At 63.3% G+C, this 16598-nt stretch carries 10 protein-coding genes and 2 pseudogenes; 6 read left to right on the top strand and 6 right to left on the bottom strand.

Annotation, left to right across the window (positions count from 1 at the left end; translation table 11 throughout):
* From LGN10_RS29305 to LGN10_RS29295, 3 genes and pseudogenes are all read left to right on the top strand, one after another.
* The coding region (locus LGN10_RS29305) for a 4Fe-4S dicluster domain-containing protein (protein ID WP_155630433.1) at positions 1–125 on the top strand (125 nt) is incomplete at its 5' end.
* Positions 126–174: 49 nt separating this feature from the next.
* Positions 175–1366 (top strand): annotated as a pseudogene (gene bktB, locus LGN10_RS29300) (beta-ketothiolase BktB).
* Between the two features lie 38 nt (positions 1367–1404).
* Positions 1405–2259, top strand: a complete 855-nt coding sequence (locus LGN10_RS29295; protein ID WP_226225868.1) for a 3-hydroxybutyryl-CoA dehydrogenase — start codon at positions 1405–1407, stop codon at positions 2257–2259.
* Between the two features lie 100 nt (positions 2260–2359).
* On the opposite strand, the gene LGN10_RS29290 is transcribed toward LGN10_RS29295, so the two are convergent.
* Together LGN10_RS29290 and deoC are read right to left on the bottom strand one after the other, a co-directional pair.
* A complete protein-coding gene (locus LGN10_RS29290; protein ID WP_319001262.1) occupies positions 2360–3226 on the bottom strand; it encodes a DUF2071 domain-containing protein in 867 nt (288 codons plus the stop codon).
* Between the two features lie 160 nt (positions 3227–3386).
* Positions 3387–4067, bottom strand: coding sequence for a deoxyribose-phosphate aldolase (gene deoC, locus LGN10_RS29285; RefSeq protein WP_226225865.1), 681 nt, complete (start codon positions 4065–4067; stop codon positions 3387–3389).
* 146 nt (positions 4068–4213) lie between these two features.
* On the opposite strand from deoC, the gene deoR reads away from it, so the two are divergent.
* Positions 4214–4984 (top strand): DNA-binding transcriptional repressor DeoR, encoded by a 771-nt coding sequence (deoR, locus tag LGN10_RS29280; protein ID WP_059578967.1) that lies wholly within the window; start codon positions 4214–4216, stop codon positions 4982–4984.
* Between the two features lie 70 nt (positions 4985–5054).
* Here the strand turns inward: deoR and LGN10_RS29275 are convergent, their stop codons facing one another.
* From LGN10_RS29275 to rbsK, 3 genes are read right to left on the bottom strand one after another with little or no spacing between them, the layout of a single operon-like run.
* On the bottom strand, positions 5055–6107 hold the full coding sequence (locus LGN10_RS29275) for an aldose 1-epimerase family protein (protein WP_226225864.1): 1053 nt from the start codon (positions 6105–6107) through the stop codon (positions 5055–5057).
* 2 nt (positions 6108–6109) lie between these two features.
* Positions 6110–7483, bottom strand: coding sequence for an L-fucose:H+ symporter permease (gene fucP / locus LGN10_RS29270; RefSeq protein WP_226225862.1), 1374 nt, complete (start codon positions 7481–7483; stop codon positions 6110–6112).
* A 40-nt stretch (positions 7484–7523) separates the two neighbouring features.
* A complete protein-coding gene (gene rbsK, locus LGN10_RS29265; protein ID WP_060314402.1) occupies positions 7524–8450 on the bottom strand; it encodes a ribokinase in 927 nt (308 codons plus the stop codon).
* 238 nt (positions 8451–8688) lie between these two features.
* Between rbsK and LGN10_RS29260 the strand changes: the two are divergent.
* A pseudogene (locus LGN10_RS29260) lies at positions 8689–8907 on the top strand (transposase); the annotation flags it as partial.
* Between the two features lie 262 nt (positions 8908–9169).
* Here the strand turns inward: LGN10_RS29260 and LGN10_RS29255 are convergent.
* Complete coding sequence (locus tag LGN10_RS29255; protein WP_124864160.1) at positions 9170–9412, bottom strand: hypothetical protein; 243 nt, start codon at positions 9410–9412, stop codon at positions 9170–9172.
* Positions 9413–9692: 280 nt separating this feature from the next.
* Here LGN10_RS29255 and xopAD point away from each other — a divergent pair, with 280 nt between their 5' ends.
* On the top strand, positions 9693–16574 hold the full coding sequence (xopAD, locus tag LGN10_RS29250; RefSeq protein WP_226225861.1) for a XopAD/skwp family type III secretion system effector: 6882 nt from the start codon (positions 9693–9695) through the stop codon (positions 16572–16574).
* Positions 16575–16598 lie beyond the last annotated feature (24 nt).

Below are 16598 nucleotides of genomic sequence, written 5' to 3'. Positions count from 1 at the left end.
ATCGGCTCGTGATCAACGCGCAGAACTGCGTGCACTGCAAGACTTGCGACATCAAGGACCCGACGCAGAACATCGTGTGGGTCACGCCCGAAGGCGGCGGCGGGCCGAATTACCCGAACATGTAACGCAAACGCATCCCCGCGCCCGCGGGCGCGAACGAACCGGAGTGAGACGATGAGCAATGCAGCGAAGGAAGTCGTGGTGGTGAGCGGTGTCCGTACCGCGATCGGCGATTTCGGCGGGAGCCTGAAGGATTTCTCGCCGACCGACCTCGGCGCGAAGGTGGTTGCCGAAGTGCTGTCGCGCGCGAACGTGCCCGGCGATGCGGTCGGCCATGTCGTATTCGGCCACGTCGTGAACACCGAGCCGAAGGACATGTATCTCGCGCGCGTCGCGGCGATCAACGGCGGCGTCGCGCAGCACACGCCGGCGCTGACCGTGAACCGCCTGTGCGGCTCCGGCCTGCAGGCGATCGTGTCGGCCGCGCAGACGATCATGCTCGGCGACGCCGACGTCGCGATCGGCGGCGGCTCGGAAAGCATGAGCCGCGCGCCGTACACCGTGCCGGCCGCGCGCTTCGGCCAGCGCATGGGCGACGCGAAGCTCGTCGACATGATGCTCGGCGCGCTGCACGATCCGTTCCAGACGATCCACATGGGCGTGACGGCCGAGAACGTCGCGAGGAAATACGACATCTCGCGTGAAGCGCAGGACGCGCTGGCGCTCGAATCGCATCGTCGCGCGGCGCGCGCGATCGCCGAAGGGCGCTTCAAGGACCAGATCCTGCCGATCTCGATCCGCACGAAGAAGGGCGAGGTCGCGTTCGACACCGACGAGCACGTGCGTCACGACGCGAGCGCGGACGATTTCACGAAGCTCAAGCCGGTGTTCGCGAAGGAGAACGGCACCGTGACGGCCGGCAACGCGTCGGGCATCAACGATGCGGCCGCCGCCGTGCTGATGATGAGCGCGGACGCCGCGCGCGCAGGGCGTGAAGCCGCTCGCCCGTCTCGTCGCGTATGCGCACGCGGGTGTCGATCCGGCGTACATGGGCATCGGCCCGGTGCCGGCCACGCAGAAGGCGCTCGAACGCGCCGGCCTCAAGATCGGCGATCTCGACGTGATCGAAGCCAACGAGGCGTTCGCCGCACAGGCTTGCGCGGTCACGCAGGAACTCGGCCTCGATCCGGCCAAGGTCAACCCGAACGGCTCGGGCATCTCGCTCGGTCACCCGATCGGCGCGACCGGCGCGCTGATCACGGTGAAGGCGCTGTACGAACTGAAGCGCATCGGCGGGCGTTACGCGCTCGTGACGATGTGTATCGGCGGCGGCCAGGGGATTGCGGCGATCTTCGAGAACATCTGATAATCGACCGCTCAGCCTCCGAATACACAGGAATCGTCATGGCCATCGAAACCGTCGGCGTCGTGGGCGCCGGAACCATGGGTAACGGCATTGCGCAAACCGCCGCCGTTGCAGGACTGAACGTCGTGATGATCGACGTCAGCGACGCCGCGCTCGACAAGGGCCTCGCGACGCTGAAGGGCAGCCTCGAGCGGCTCGTGTCGAAGGATAAGCTCGACGCGGCCACGCGTGACGCGGCACTCGCCCGCATCACGACGTCGACCGACTACGCGACGCTCGCCGCGGTCGACATCGTGATCGAGGCCGCGACCGAGAACGTCGAGCTGAAGGGCCGCATCCTGAAGCAGATCGAGGCCGTCGCGCGCCCGGACGCGATCATCGCGACCAACACGTCGTCGATCTCGATCACCGCGCTCGCGGCGCCGCTCGCCGATTCGTCGCGTTTCCTCGGCATGCATTTCTTCAACCCGGTGCCGCTGATGCCGCTCGTCGAGATCATTCGCGGGCTGCAGACGAGCGACGCGACCGTGTCGGCCGTGCGCGCGCTGACCGAGCGTTTCGACAAGTCGCCGATCGGCGTGCGCAATTCGCCGGGCTTCGTCGTGAACCGGATCCTCGTGCCGATGATCAACGAAGCGTTCTTCGTGCTGGCCGAAGGCATCGCGTCGGCCGAGGAGATCGACGCGGGGATGAAGCTCGGCGCGAACCACCCGATCGGGCCGCTCGCGCTGGCCGACCTCGTGGGCCTCGACGTGTGCCTCGCGGTGATGGACGTGTTCGCGAAGGACTTCGGCGATCCGAAGTATCGCGCGTGCCCGCTGCTGCGCGAGATGGTGTCGGCAGGGCGGCTCGGGAGGAAGACCGGGCGCGGCGTGTACGACTACGGCAAGTAAGCCGGTTGTCCCATGGTGTTTCATGCGGCCGCCTTCGGGCGGCCGCATGCTTTGTATGGCGCGCGCGGCGTGATGACGCGTCGTGTACCGACAGGTCGCGCTACAGCAGCCGCTCGGACAGGACGCGAAATGCGACGTCGGGCACGACGAAGCACAGCGGTTCGCCGGTCGCGCCGATGCGGGCGAGAAAGTCGCCGCCGCCGACGGGGCCGACCGTCTTCAGCGGCCGCACCGCGTCGACGTCGATCGGCAGGTCGATCGACGCATACGCGAGGCGGTCGCAGTCCTCGACGTGGGCGACGGCCGCGTGCTGCAGCGACAGGGTTGCCACGGCCGCGCGCCAGTCGTCGAAGATCGGTGCGAAGGCGGCGGGCAGCGTCCGGTCGTGCGACGCTTCGGCCGTGCAGCGGAAGTCGGGTGCGCTGCCACCGCTTGCCGCCAGCCGCGTGTCGTAGCGTCCGTCGTGCGCCGCATGCGTGAAGGGCCGCGCGAGATGCGACGGCAGCGCGTCGCTGAACAGCCGGCTGCCGAGCGCATAGAGCGGGTGGTCGAACACGTTCTTCACGAACAGCACGGTGCGCTCGGCCGGCACGCCGTCCGGCAGCGCGTCGACGTAGAGCCGCCAGTTGCTTTGCAGCGGCGACGGAAACAGGCGGCGCAGCGGGCCGGCGAGACGCGGGCCGAAGTGGCGATGCCGGTAGGTGAGCGTCGTGAACAGCGTGCGGCCGCCTCGGCTCGCGAGTGTGACGCCGCGCGGCACGAGATGCTCGACGGCCGCGACGTCGACGACCCACGTGCAATATACGACATGCTCGACGTCGCTCGCGAGCTGCAGGAACGGCAGCCGCGACAGCAGCGCGCGGCGTGCGCGCAGCAAGGGACGGCTCGCGACCATCCGGTTGGCGAGCCGCCCGGCGAGGCCGGTGGACGGGTAAATGAAGGCGTTGTCGTTGCGCATGGGCGGCATTGTGCCGGGGTTGTCGCATGCTCGGAAGAGGCGGCGAAGCTTTAGACGAACGGCGCGCGTATTTTGCCATCGGCGCACCGCGTGCTGCCGCTTGTGCAATGGATTCCGACGGCCGAGCCCGACGCATGACGTACGCGCGCAAAGGCCCGCCGTTCGCGCGTCAGTACCCCGACCCGCCGCCGCCCTGGTCGGTCACGATTGCCACGCCTGAACTCGTCCCGAGCCGCGTCGCGCCGGCTTCGAGCATCGCCAGCGCGGCCGCGCGATCGCGCACGCCGCCCGACGCCTTCACGCCGAGCGTCGGCCCGACGGTGCGGCGCATCAGCGCGACATTGGCGAGCGTCGCGCCGCCGTGGCCGAACCCGGTCGACGTCTTCACGAACGCGACGCCGAGATCGCGGCACATCTCGCACACGCGCACCTTCTCGTCGTCGGTCAGCAGCCCCGTTTCGAGGATCACCTTCAGCGGCACCGTGCCGCACGCGCGATGCACGGCGTCGATGTCGGCCTTCACGTCGTCGGCGCGGCCGCTTTTCAGCGCGCCGATGTTGATCACCATGTCGATCTCGCCGGCGCCCGCCGCGATCGCGGCGGTGGCTTCGAATGCCTTCGCGGCGGACAACCCCGCGCCGAGCGGAAAGCCGACCACGGCGCAGACGAGCACGCCGGTTTCAGCCAGCTCGCGCGCGGCGAGCGGCACGTTCGCCGAATTCACGCAGACCGAGTAAAAACGATGCTCGGCCGCCTGGCGGCAGAGTTCGCGGATCTGCGCGTCGCTCGCGTCGGGCGCGAGCAGCGTGTGATCGATGGTTTGGGCGAGCTGGGCGTTGGAAAGCGGCATGTGTCAGGACTCCACGGATCGTGTGCGGAAGGGGCACACGGAAAGTTGATGTTTTCACATCGGTTTGTTACAAATACGACATTCCGGCCGGGCCCGCGCGCCCGGCACGACGAACGACTCACGCGGCGGGCACGCAGGATACCGGCATGGAAACAAAGAAGGGCGAACGGATCAAGACCTTGATGAACGTGCTGCAAGGGCAGAACGCGATTCATCTGAGGGAAGTCGCCGAACTGTTCGGCGTGTCCGAAATGACGATCCGTCGCGATCTCGCGGACAACCCGCACGGCTTGAGCCTGATCGGCGGCTACGTGACGCGCCATTTCGCCGCGCAGCGCAGCGACATCGGCGAATACCTGATCAGCGCCGAGAACAACCGGCAGACGGAGGAAAAGCGCCGCATCGGCAAGCTCGCCGCGCAATTCGTGACGACCGGCGACACGATCTTCGTCGACTGCGGGTCGACCACGCCGTTCATCGTCGACTTCATTCCGGACGACCTCGAATTCACCGCGGTGTGCAATTCGCTGAACGTGTTCGCGAAGCTGCAGCAGAAGCCGCATTGCAACGTGATCCTGTGCGGCGGCGCGTATCACCGCCAGAACATGGTGTTCGAATCGGTCGCCGAAACGGGCATCCTCGATTCGGTGCGCGTGTCGAAGGCGTTCATTTCGGCGGCCGGCGTGAGCGAGCGCTGCGGCGTCACGTGCTTCAACTTCCACGAAGTCGACGCGAAGAAGAAAGTGATGGCGCGCGCGCAGAACCGCTTTCTGCTGGTCGATCACACGAAATTCGACGAAGTGCGCGCGGCCTATTTCGCCGAACTGACCGATTTCAACTACGTGATCTCGGACGGGGAGCTGAGCCGTCGCTACGAAACGGCGATCCGCGAGCACGGGATCGCGCTCGTGACCTGATGCGGCGCGGGCGGGCGGCGCGCCATGCAGCGCACTTCTCGTCGCGCCTCTCATCGCGCCTCTCATCGCATCACGCATCGCGGGCTTCCGCCGGGCCGAGGTAGCCCGTCAGCACTTCGAAGCGGCGCGATGCGCCCGCCGCCAGCGCCGCGACGTGGCCTTTGCGGCGTTCGGCTTCGTAACCCTCCGGCTCGCAGGTCGACGGCAGCGCGAACGCGGCGACCTGCTGGTCCGCGTTGTGCAGGATCCAGCGCGTCGCATGCGGAAATTGCTCGGGGCGGTATGAGGTGTGGAACGCGCCGCCGTCCGGATGCACGAGCCGGAAATGCGCGACGCCGTCGGCGTCCGTTTCAACGTCGTTCATGAAGAACACGATTTCGGGGTCGTACAGCGCGGGCGCATCGAGCGTCGCGAGCCGCGCCGGATCGCGCGCGAGCGTGGCCGTGTAGTCGCGCCACGCGGCGGTCGGCTTCACGTGAGCCGGCACGCTGTCGCGCAGCCGCAGCCCGCCTGGACGCAACGCTTGCACGAAGCGCCCGCCCGGCACGTACGCGTAGTTCAGATGGGCCATGTACATCAGGTCCATCGGCGTGCCGCCGAGGTTCGTCACGTCCATCGCGATCGTCATCCGCGCATCGTGCTCGGCCAGCCGCACCGACGGACGCGCGACGTAGTGACTGCCGAAGCCCTGCACGTATTCGAATTCGCCGGTCACTTCGACCGTCGCGCCGCGCGCATCCGAGCCGACAACGAGGCTCGCGCGGTCCATCGGCGCGCACGGCATCTCGCCGTGCAGCGCATGCGTGTCGTCCGGCCCCGGGCAGCCGTTGCGCAGCAGCCCGCTGTGGAACATGAAGCAGCCGTAGGTATCGATGATCGACGTCGCGCGCTTCGGCTGCCGGAACATGTGCTTCATCGTCAGGTCGCGGCCGTCGAATTCGGCGGCCCAGATCATCTGGCCGAGATACGGCAGCACGACGAGGTGCCCGCGGCGGTTGTCGAGCTTCAGCGCCTCGACGCCGGACGGATACGCGAACGCGGTGACGGTGAGGCCGTCGGTGCGGTACAGCGTGCGCGGCGCTTCGCGGAAGTCGTCTCGCCGCAGTTCGATCTCGCCCCGCATGGTCACGCTCCCGACGTGTTGCGCGTCGCGGCGTAGCGCGCGGGCGCATGGCCGTCGGCCGCCGCGTCGGGCGTGGCTGCCGGCAGATGGCGCAGGCAGTAGAAGCCGTAGTAGACGATCACGACGAAGCATGCGAGCGGCACGACGAACGCGAGCTGCATGTTGCCGCCGGTGTGATCGGAGATCAGCCCCTGGATCAGCGGCACGACCGCGCCGCCGACGATGCTCATCACGAGGATCGAGCCGCCGTATTCGGTGTCCTTGCCGAGGCCGTCGATCGTCAGGCCGTAGATCGTCGGCCAGCACGGGCCGAGGAACATGCTCACGCACACGGCCGCATACACGGCGGTGATGTCGTGCACGCCGATCGTGTACGCGAGCAGCGCGATGCACAGGATGCCGTAGACGATCAGCACCTTGGCCGGGCCGACGCGTTTCATCACGAGCGTCGCGACCAGCTTGCCGACGAAGAACGCGAAGAACGTCGCGAGCAGGTAGCGCGATGCGCCGCGCTCGGTGAGGCCGCCGATCTGCATCGCGAGCCGGATCGTGAAGCTCCACACGCCGACCTGCGCGCCCACATACAGGAATTGCGCGACCACGCCCGCGACGAAGCGCCGGTTGCCGAACAGGCGCGCGAGCGTGCCGCGCGCGTCGATCCGGTGCGTGACCGCACCCGCGCCGTGGCCCTTGCACGCCGGGTACGGCGTGAGCGCGAACACGATGAACACGGCGACGAGCACGACGATCAGCCACTTGTACGGTTCGAGCGTGGCCTGGATCATCGCGAGCTGGTGCCTGTGCGCGTCGGCGGCCGACATCGCCGCGAGTTGCGCATGCGACGCGTCCCCTTCCTTGAAGATCAGGAAGCTGCCCATGTAGACGCCGGCCATCGCGCCGAACGGATAGAACGTCTGCGAGATGTTCAGGCGCCGCGTGCTGGTGTCGCGCGGGCCCATCAGCGTCGAATACGAATTCGATGCCGTTTCGAGAAACGACAGGCCCGCGGCGATCACGAACAGCGCGACGAGGAACATCCCGTACTTCGCCATCGATGCGGCAGGGAAGAACAGCAGGCAGCCGGTCGTGTAGAGCAGCAGGCCGACGAGGATCGTCGTCTTGTAGCTGAACTTCTTCACGACGGTCGCGGCCGGAATCGCGAGGAAGAAGTAGCCGAGATAGAACGCGGACTGCACGAACGCCGATTCGAAATCGGACAGGAAGAACGATTTCTTGAACTGCGCGATCAGCACGTCGTTCAGGTTCGCGGCGGTGCCCCACAGCGCGAACAGGCAGCACAGCAGCGTGAACGCGAAAAGCGGCGTGCGGTTCAGGTAATAGCCGTCGGGGGCGTGTTCGATCCGGGCTCGGCTCATGGGTGTCTCCTTCCCAATGTCTCGTCGATGAAGGCGCCGGTCAGAGGCCGGCGTCGCGGAGGAAGCGTTCGAACGTCGCGGCGTCGGCGTACGACTTCTGCGTGCCGAGGCCCGTGACCGAATGCGCGGCGTACGCGGACGCGTGGCGCATCGCGTCGAGCGCGTCGCGCGACGCGGCATAGCAGCGCGCGAAGCAGCCGATATACGCGTCGCCGGCGCCCGTCGTGTCGCGCGCGTCGACCGGGACACCCGGCACGTGCCGCGCGCCGTCGCGCGACACCAGCAGCGAGCCGTTGCTGCCGAGCGTGACGAGCACGTGCTTGAGCCCGCGCGCGACCAGCGCTTCGGCGGCACGGGTGGCACGCTCGCGCGAATCGACCGGCATGCCCGACACGATCGCGAGCTCGGTTTCGTTCGGCACGAAGAATTCGACGGAACGGATGCGTTCGAAATCGAGGTCGGCCACGGCGGGCGCGGGGTTCAGCAACACCGGAATGCCGTGCCGCGCGCCGAATTCGATTGCGTAATAGACGGTGTCGAGCTCGATTTCGAGCTGAAGCACGATCAGCGCGCATTCGGCGAGCATCGGCGCGGCCGCGTCGATGTCGGCCGGCCGCAGGTGGCGGTTCGCGCCCTTGACGATCAGTATGCTGTTGCTCGAATCGGGCTCGACGAAGATCGGCGCGACGCCGCTCGACACGCCGGCGACCTTGCGCACGTGCGTGGTGTCGATGCCTTCGCGCTCGAAGTTGCGGATCGTGTTGTCGGCGAACACGTCGTCGCCGACCTTCGTGACCATCACGACGCGCGCACCGAGCCGCGCGGCCGCGACGGCCTGGTTCGCGCCCTTGCCGCCGCAGCCGAGTTCGAAGTTCGGCGCCTCGAGCGTTTCGCCCCGAACGGGCATGCGCGAGACATAGGTCACGAGGTCGACCATGTTGCTGCCGATGACGGCGATTGTCTCCATCTGTTGTCTCTTCCTTGGTATAGGGGGGCGACCGCGCGCGTGGTCGGCGGTTCACGAAATATGATAATAAAATCACATGAAGTGTGAAAATGCAATCCCGTGATGTTATTGGGGTCACTTTTTGGTCGACGGGCAGGCGGGTGAAAACCCCATCCTGGTGTCGGCATACGAAAAAGGTCGCACTTGGATGAAGGGAGGCAATGTGCAAAAAGACCTAGGCCGGAAATCCACCCAGTGCGAGCAGGGTATCGAACCGGTGATCGCCATGCGCAGTACCGGACATGGCAGTTGCCCTGGCAAATAGCGCTGGGTCGTTGAACGCACGCATGCTTGGCTGCATCGCTTCCGTCGCCTCCGTATTCGTTTCGAGCGACGTACGGACGTTCACGGCGCGTTCCTCAAACTCGGTCGCTGCCTGATCTGCTGGAATACCCTCCGGCGCGTCGAGCCGTCTTGATGAAACCGTCTCTCAGGAACCGAGCGGATTACAGATCCGCTGGATAGGCAAGCGGCGAAGTGCCCCGGCATGACAGTGACGAGTTGGACGCCACAACATACGCACTGCGAGCCGCCTCCCGCAGCGCGAGCCACGCGACCCGGTTTTCGCTTTCCGGGAGACGTGCTGCATGACACAAGATGCGGCGGCTTCGTTGCGCCTGGTGGCACATTTCTTCGCGCCAGTACCTGACGATGCGCACGACCTCATTACTGTAGCGTCTTTAGACCGCGATGCCTACGGAGGCCAATGCCATGAGACCAAAGGTTTCGAACTCCCCCAGCATTTCGAGGGAAGCAGATACAACGCCGGAAAATTTGTCGCCATCGTCTTCGGTTGCTTCGCAACCGCGAGCCGTGTTTCGGCCAGCAGGGATGCCGGGGAATTTCCAGTCGCGAGCAAATACCCGATCCGAGAACACGGCGTCCATAGGTTCCGGCTCCATTCGGCAGTCGGGCAATTTCATAAACCTTTCCCGTACGCCCCGCAGGCCCTCTGTATTCTCAGGGACCGGAACAGGTACGCTTGGTGAACATGCTACCCAACCGGTGCCAGCGCGGCCTCAGCGCCTCGCCGGGTCGCAGCGGGGAGTTCGCACGGTTGATTACGACTTTGCGAGGAAAGGGCCATCTCGGGAGGCAATCGCCTACCGTCCTGTTGGTGGCCTCGATGCGAAGGTCCTGCTCGAACAGCGCAAGCGGCAACAGCTCTATTTGCAACATACCGCCAGATATTCACGCGCGGACGTGCTGGACCTTGCGACCGCCAACGTGCTTGCAGGGAAAAAGGGGCATCCGAGGGCGCTCGCCTTTCTGGATCCGGAGGGCAAGACAGATGTGTCGCTGTTTTTGCTTGGCCGGTATGTGGACGCGCTCGACAAATGCACGCTGCGCTCGGGGGACGGCCGGCACGAGCCTCTGCAAGACCCGCAGGTCGAGCAGCGCATAGAGGATGTGGCGCACTACTTGGTCAAGGCGGAGTGGTTGAATGGTGGGTCCGTCTATCACCTGGCCCACTTGTCGAACCGGCTGAGCAAGTTCGAACGTCTTCCCGCAGCTCTGGGTGCAATCGAGAAAATCGCTCGCGAGGTGATGGGACGTGGGGGAGACGCGGACTTTAGGGATCTAAAGGTGACGGCACTTCTGCTCAACGCGTTTTCGAAGCTCCCGAGCGAACCGCGTAATGCGGCGCTATCCCATGTCGCAAATGTTCTGCTGGAAGACGGGGACTGCCTCGCCAGACTGGAAGGACAGGGCCTCAGTATGGCACTCAATGCATTTTCGCAAAGTGCTGACGTCTCCCAATGTGCGCAAGCGGCAGCGAATCTTGCTCAGCGTCTCGCGAGCACGCCGACGTTGGCGACGACGCTGGACGCGCAAGGCGTAAGCAACGTGCTCGGCGCGCTTGCCAAGTGGCCGGGAGATTCTTTGTGCGCGGCGGCAACCGAAAATGTCGCCGCACGCTTGAACAACAGCAGTACGATCCTTGCCGATCTGTCGCCGCAGGGTGTTAGCAACGCGCTCGCGTCGCTGGCGCGAGACGGACTCAAAGACCCATCGCAAACGGGGTTACGGCTTCTTGTCGAGCGTCTGCAAAACGAGTCCGCGCTGCGCAGTCAGCTGAGCGCACAGGAAGTCGCCAGCGTACTCAATATCGTCAGCAAATGGCCTTCGGCGCGCCCCTGTATCGAAGTCGCGCAAGCGCTTACTGATCGCCTCAAAAACGAGCCGGCATTGCGGGAAAAGCTGCAAGAGCAGTCCCTTGCGAATGCGTTGACCGCCCTATCGAAATGGCCGGAGCAGGCTGTCTGCAAGGCGGTCGCGAGCACGCTTGCTGAGCGTATCGTTTCTGAACGCGACCTTCAGGTCGGCTTCAATGAACAGGAGATCAGCAACGTATTAGGCGCGCTGTCGAAATGGCCGGATTTGCCCTATTGCAAGGAAGCCGCGCTCACGCTCATTCCGCGCATCGCGACCGATCCGAGCGTCGTCCGCTCTTTCAACCAGCAGGAGGCGGTTCAAACGCTCAATGCATTGCGGACGTGGGCGAAGCACCCCGGATGTATGCGGGCGGCTCGCGCACTGGCGGGCGTTCTCGTGCCGAGTGAAAACGATCAAGGTCCGTTAGCCCGTCGCCTCACTGGGGGCCACGTCAGTTTGACAGCGAATGCGCTCAGTTATTGGCCGGAAGACGACCAGTGCCGCGATGCGGCACTTACTCTGATTCGTCGCTTGCGTGCAGAAGGCGACCTGGTGAAGCACCCGTTGGATTCCCTCAATGCGCTATCTGCAATGGCGCGGCTTGCACATGTCCTGGAATTCCCCGACGGGGCCCGCGAGATCGCCCAACGCTTGCGCAGTGACGAGGAGGCAATCGCTACTGCCGGTGCACAGGAAATTTCAGGCATGCTCGTCGCGCTGTGCAAATTCCCGCAGTACGACTCCTGTACAGAACTTGCTGCCGCATTAGCCGCACGCCTCGTCGGCGATGCAGAGTTCCGCAAAGGCTTTTCTGCTCATCAAATGAGTGGGACGCTGAACGCGCTCAGCAAGATGCCGGATCTTCCAGGTAGTGCAGAAGCTGCTCGGGAGTTGGCAAGGCAACTTGATCAAGACAGGTCCAAGCTCAACGCGATGAACAGCGAGGACGTCAGCAACACGCTTAACGCCTTGTCCCATTGGACCGCCGAGCCGGCCGCCCTAAAGGTCGCCGGTGCGCTTGGTCAGCGGATCCATGAGGACGATGGTCTTTGCGCGACGTTCAACGATCAGGGACTGTCGAACACGCTCGTCGCACTGAGTAAATGGCCTGACGATGAGCAGTGTGTTGCAGGTGGACGGGCGCTTGCCGAGGCGCTCATCGAGCGCCGTGCTGAATTTGCCTATCCGGAGAAATTTGAAGCGCGTTCGCTTGCCACGATCGCCAACGCGTTGAGTCGCTGGCCTCGTGAGCCGGCATGCACCACCGCTTTGCAGGCCATCGCCGAAACGCTATCCGAGGGCAAGCGGCAATGGAGCGAGTTCAACATGGTGTCGCTCGCGCAACTCGCGAATGCGATGTCACGCCTCCATTCGGCGGACGATAGTGCCGACGACCTACAAGCTCTTTCGCAGACATGTCTGCACATGCTTGCGGCCCATCTCGACACGCACAAGAGCGAGCTGCTCGGAACAGCTTCCGCCAAACATATCGGCGTTATCTTCAAGGCGCTAGGTTCGGCCAACATGCAGAAGGCGATGAAGCCGCTCGTCCCGACTGCCCTTGGACGCGTCCATGCGTTGATCGACACGGACGCCCTGCGCGGCGAAAACCTGGAGTCGCTGGGAACACTGTGCATGGGCCTCGTGCCGGTACAGCGAAGCCCGGAACTCGTGCGTCATCGCAAAGCCGCACTAAAGCTGATGGATCGGCTAAAGCCGATTGCGGATCGTAAGATTCAATTGTTGTTGGATCAGGCAGATTCCACACCCGGAAATAGTCGAGAGGATCAGTCTGCTACTGGCGAGCCGGCAGAACAGTTCGATACGCGTCGCCCCGCCCTGACTTTCGTGCACATCCTGAAGTCGTTTGCGATCACGCAAAGCTTGTGGAAAACGCGCTGGGTAGACGCGCCACGTACCGAGGTGGCACAGCAGCGTGCGGAGCTAAAAGGTTGGGTCGAAAGCCTGCTCGAGCGCACGCGCGACACGGTCACCACCGATCTGCAGGAGATGAGTTGGAATCTCATTGCGCAGATCGAAGTCGGCGACGACATTCTCAATGCGCTGGATGTTCGTATGCGCAGAGATGAAGCTTTGTTGACGGCAAAGAGCAAACCCATTCCGCTCGACCTCGATAAGCTGCAGGCGAGCATGAAGACGAAGCCAGGCACGCTGCGTCCGGTTCGGCCAGGAGAAGGATCGCCGCACTACACGCTCATTGATATGACCGGCAAGACGTTGCGGAGCGAAGAGTCCGAAGGTGGACCCCAGTATTCCTTCTATTCACGCTTGACGGGCCAGCCTGTGACAGAAGTCAAGCTACCTGGTCCCTTGAGCCCCTTCATGCTGGCGCGCACGATCAACCACAACGGCGAGCAGTGGCGCTTCGATATGTTCGGCGGCAGCCATTTGAAGGTGCCGAGTATGCGTCCGCAAGCCATCCTGGCGGGTTCAAAGCGTGGATACGGCCGGCTTCCGGCGATTCGGTACTCGGACAGCGCGCCGACGAGCCCATTTATGAAGCTGGTCTCAAAGCTGGGGCCGCAGCGAGAGGATTGGTCGCGAATTCAGCGCTCCCTACTCGAGATCGTGCCCGCCGACCACGCCGTGGAAGGGACGGTGAGGATTGGCTGGTTCCCGGACGTGCCCGGACCGGAACATCCGTTCAAGCCGGTGGATCCCGCCTCCGGCAAGGAAATAAAGCTATGTCCGAACGACGGTTGCGGGTTCTTGCGCTACGAGGCCGCCATGCAGATTCCGGTCGTGGCTGAGCTCATCAATGCGTGGCCCGCTTGTCGAGATGGCCACGCCGACCAAGCACAGCGCAAGCTAATCGAGTCGTTCAAGCAAGAGCCCAGTTACATGGCTCCCCAGGCGCTACAGCACTTCCCTCGCGACGAAGCAGCGGTCAAGGAGGCGAGCGATCTTATCGAGGAAAAGCTGAATGAACTGGTCAAGGCAACGACGGTTGTCGGCAAGGCACCGGGGCTCGACGCGCGCCGGCCTGGTCCTCTGGATCCGGACAACGTCACAAAGCTCGAGCAGTATCGATTGCTCGTCAACGGCGGCTACGAAGGGCGCAAGATCCGGGCGGTGCCGTCTGCCGACGACAACCTCCACCTACCCAGGCAAAAGGGCGAGACGTTCGACAAAAAGGGCGGTGCCGTCCTGCTGGGGAAGCCGCCGTACGACAAGGAAAACTTGTTGCCTATTGAGGAAGACCGTGTGAAGACGATAGGGTCTGGCGATGTCACGGCGAAGTTCCTGAGTAACGACTGCTTTGCGATCCAATATAGTTATGCGGGCTTCGATGACGCCAAGCAGTCGGATGCAGACATTCTCCATAGCAAAGGGATGCTGATTATTCCGCCGAAAGGATCCTGGCCAGAGGCGTACCAGCACCTTGATCTAGCATGTTCCACGGAAGACATGAAGACGCTGTCTACTTGGACGGAATCTCGAAACCGCGCGCAATCGCCCACGTCGATGACGACAACGGGCAGCCTTCGTGTGAAGGATCTGCTGTTGCCTGGCGAACTAGGCGCGGTGCCGATCAGAGAGTTGCGCAAGCGGGACATGGACACCGATGGAGATGACGCATATGTATTTGCCGGTTATCCCAAACTCACCGAACACATCGCGAAAGTTGTAACGGATCGCGCAAGTCGCAAGGGCGTACATCGCTCGTTTAAGCCGCCGAAGACGGCACAGACGGCCTTTGATTCGGATCGTCACTACCACGCGGGGCGTGCGCGAAACATCATCGACGCCCAACAGGGAGATGCGCTCGTAGGCAAGGCCAGCATGGCGGCCGTCCGCTTTATGGCGCAACCTGAGGCATTGCGTCACAAAATGGCGGAGGACTGGATGTTCGGTACCTATGACGGTGTCGATCGCGATCTTCGCAATACGTTGCAGGATCTGATTTCGGACAGCAGCCCGAATCGCGCGATGCTCGACGAGCAGTTCGAGGCGGCGCAGCAGGCCGTCGAGGCGGCTCATCATCCTGTCGCCAAGGAGGTCGCTGAACTATTGCACGGGGCCATCGCCGATTGGCGGCGGACGCTGGACGGTGAGAAGGCAACGCCAGCCGTTTCGACCGGTGCTGAACTTCAAAAGCGGTTTCCGGAATTGGCGGAGAGCTACGGCAAGGCCCAAGCGCCCGTCGATCGAATCGCCGCAATCCTCGATCACTATCCCGTGTGTCGCCTGCCGGCATCGAAATTCCCGCAAGGGCAACCTGGCTATGTGAAAGGAGAAGTCGAACTTACGGCGCGCAATCTGCTGACGCTGGCAGTCAAAGTGGGTACTGATGCGCTCAAATCGAACACCGGGACGGAGACCTTCATGTCGGTCATGGCGTTGTTCGAACGTGTCGAGAAGCAATACGACGAACGTGTCAGGACGGTTCCCTACGGAAAAGAGACAGCGCGCCTGTTGCGAGATGACCGCTTCGATGCCGATAGCGCGTTGGAACAATTGCGTAAGATGCCTTCCATGGCTGCAGCCGTCATGGAAACCTCGATCGAGCAGCAGCAGCGCTTCGGTCTGTTGGCGCGATCGCTCACTCCGCGTGAGCGCATCGCGCAAACTGCGTCACAGGCGGAGATCGAGGCGGAAGCAAAGCGCATCCGAGCGACCGCCGCGCATGTCGAGAAAGTCGCGACGCCTTTAGTGACCAATGTCGTGGGCAAGATCGAGGGCGGCAGTTTGAAGAATATGGACCATCGGCTCAAATCCGTAGGTTCGCTGCAGGAGAAGTTGAGGCGCTTCATCGGAGTGCGCAAGCTATCGCTCGCTGACGCGAGTGCCGGCGTGAACGACGCCGTGCGATATTCCGTGGTGCTGGATTCGGCTACGTTTGCCAAATCGTATGACCTGGCGATCGCTGAGCTGGCGAAGAGCGGAATGGAGCGCGTGAAGGTGGTCAACCATTTCAGAAAGCCGTCGGAGGCATTCAACGCAGTGTCGGTCACCTGCGAACTGAACGTGCCAAACGATCAAGGTAATGAAGAACGCCGACTCGTCGAGATTCAATTCCATACCGCTGAAAGCTTTCAGCTCAAGGAGGCCAACCACGACCAGTACAAGTTATCACATGCGCTTGAGCTGGAAGGCCGGCACGAGGACCGAGCGAAGTTGCTCGCGGGTACCCTTGAGAAGACGAAGGCGATGCCAAAGCCGGAAGGATGGCTCGAGATCGATGACTGGACTCGAGAGGTGGCCCGTCCAAAGGATATCAAGCCGAAGGCGCCGCGTTTGAGTGGAATGGTTGCGTGGGGGCCGGCGAATCAGAGAGCTGTGGCGTTGGCGAGCTCGGCCTTGCAACTGGAGAAGGTGTGCACACCGACTGTCGAGAAATTGATAAAAGGCGTCGGCGGCGAATGGGCCGAGGGGGAAAAATGGCGTGCGTCATTGCTGAAGAAGGAGGCATCCATCGCGCGCAAAATCGACGTGATTAGACGCGAGCGGGGCCTGACTTTGGACGAAGCGGCCCAGCACGTGCGCGACGCGCTTCGCTATACGGTGAAACTGAAACCCGAGTCGTTTACTGCGTCCGCAAAGCGACTACTCGAGGACTTCCCTAAGAACGGCTTTGAGGTGATGCGGGTTCGCAATGCTTTCGTGGAAGATGACGGTACATATCGCGGAATTAACGTCGGGCTGCGGACCGCTGACGGCAAGGATTTCGAGGTTCAACTCCATACCGGGAAAAGCTTTTACGCAAAGCAGAAGAACCACAAGCGTTACGAAAAATTGAGGTCGCTTAGCAGCACGATCGAGGCTGGCAGCGATCGGGCGGACGGCAATGATATCGATGTCTTCGACACGGAGCGCCATCGCTTGTCGAATTTAATGCGTTCGCAGACTGCGAGCGTCGAGATACCGGCTGGTATTGAGACAATCCAATCTTTCCGGCGCTACTAATTGACGTCGTATGAACCAACCCGG

The sequence above is a fragment of the Burkholderia sp. AU32262 genome (assembly GCF_020419985.1).
Lineage (GTDB): Bacteria > Pseudomonadota > Gammaproteobacteria > Burkholderiales > Burkholderiaceae > Burkholderia > Burkholderia semiarida.
This window is presented reverse-complemented; position numbering and strand designations above follow the sequence as displayed.

Coding starts and splice junctions, on each gene's coding strand:
- LGN10_RS29295 (WP_226225868.1), top strand. CDS start 1,405: ATGGCCATCGAAACCGTCGGCGTCGTGGGCGCCGGAACCATGGGTAAC.
- LGN10_RS29290 (WP_319001262.1), bottom strand. CDS start 3,226: ATGCCGCCCATGCGCAACGACAACGCCTTCATTTACCCGTCCACCGGC.
- deoC (WP_226225865.1), bottom strand. CDS start 4,067: ATGCCGCTTTCCAACGCCCAGCTCGCCCAAACCATCGATCACACGCTG.
- deoR (WP_059578967.1), top strand. CDS start 4,214: ATGGAAACAAAGAAGGGCGAACGGATCAAGACCTTGATGAACGTGCTG.
- LGN10_RS29275 (WP_226225864.1), bottom strand. CDS start 6,107: ATGCGGGGCGAGATCGAACTGCGGCGAGACGACTTCCGCGAAGCGCCG.
- fucP (WP_226225862.1), bottom strand. CDS start 7,483: ATGAGCCGAGCCCGGATCGAACACGCCCCCGACGGCTATTACCTGAAC.
- rbsK (WP_060314402.1), bottom strand. CDS start 8,450: ATGGAGACAATCGCCGTCATCGGCAGCAACATGGTCGACCTCGTGACC.
- LGN10_RS29255 (WP_124864160.1), bottom strand. CDS start 9,412: ATGAAATTGCCCGACTGCCGAATGGAGCCGGAACCTATGGACGCCGTG.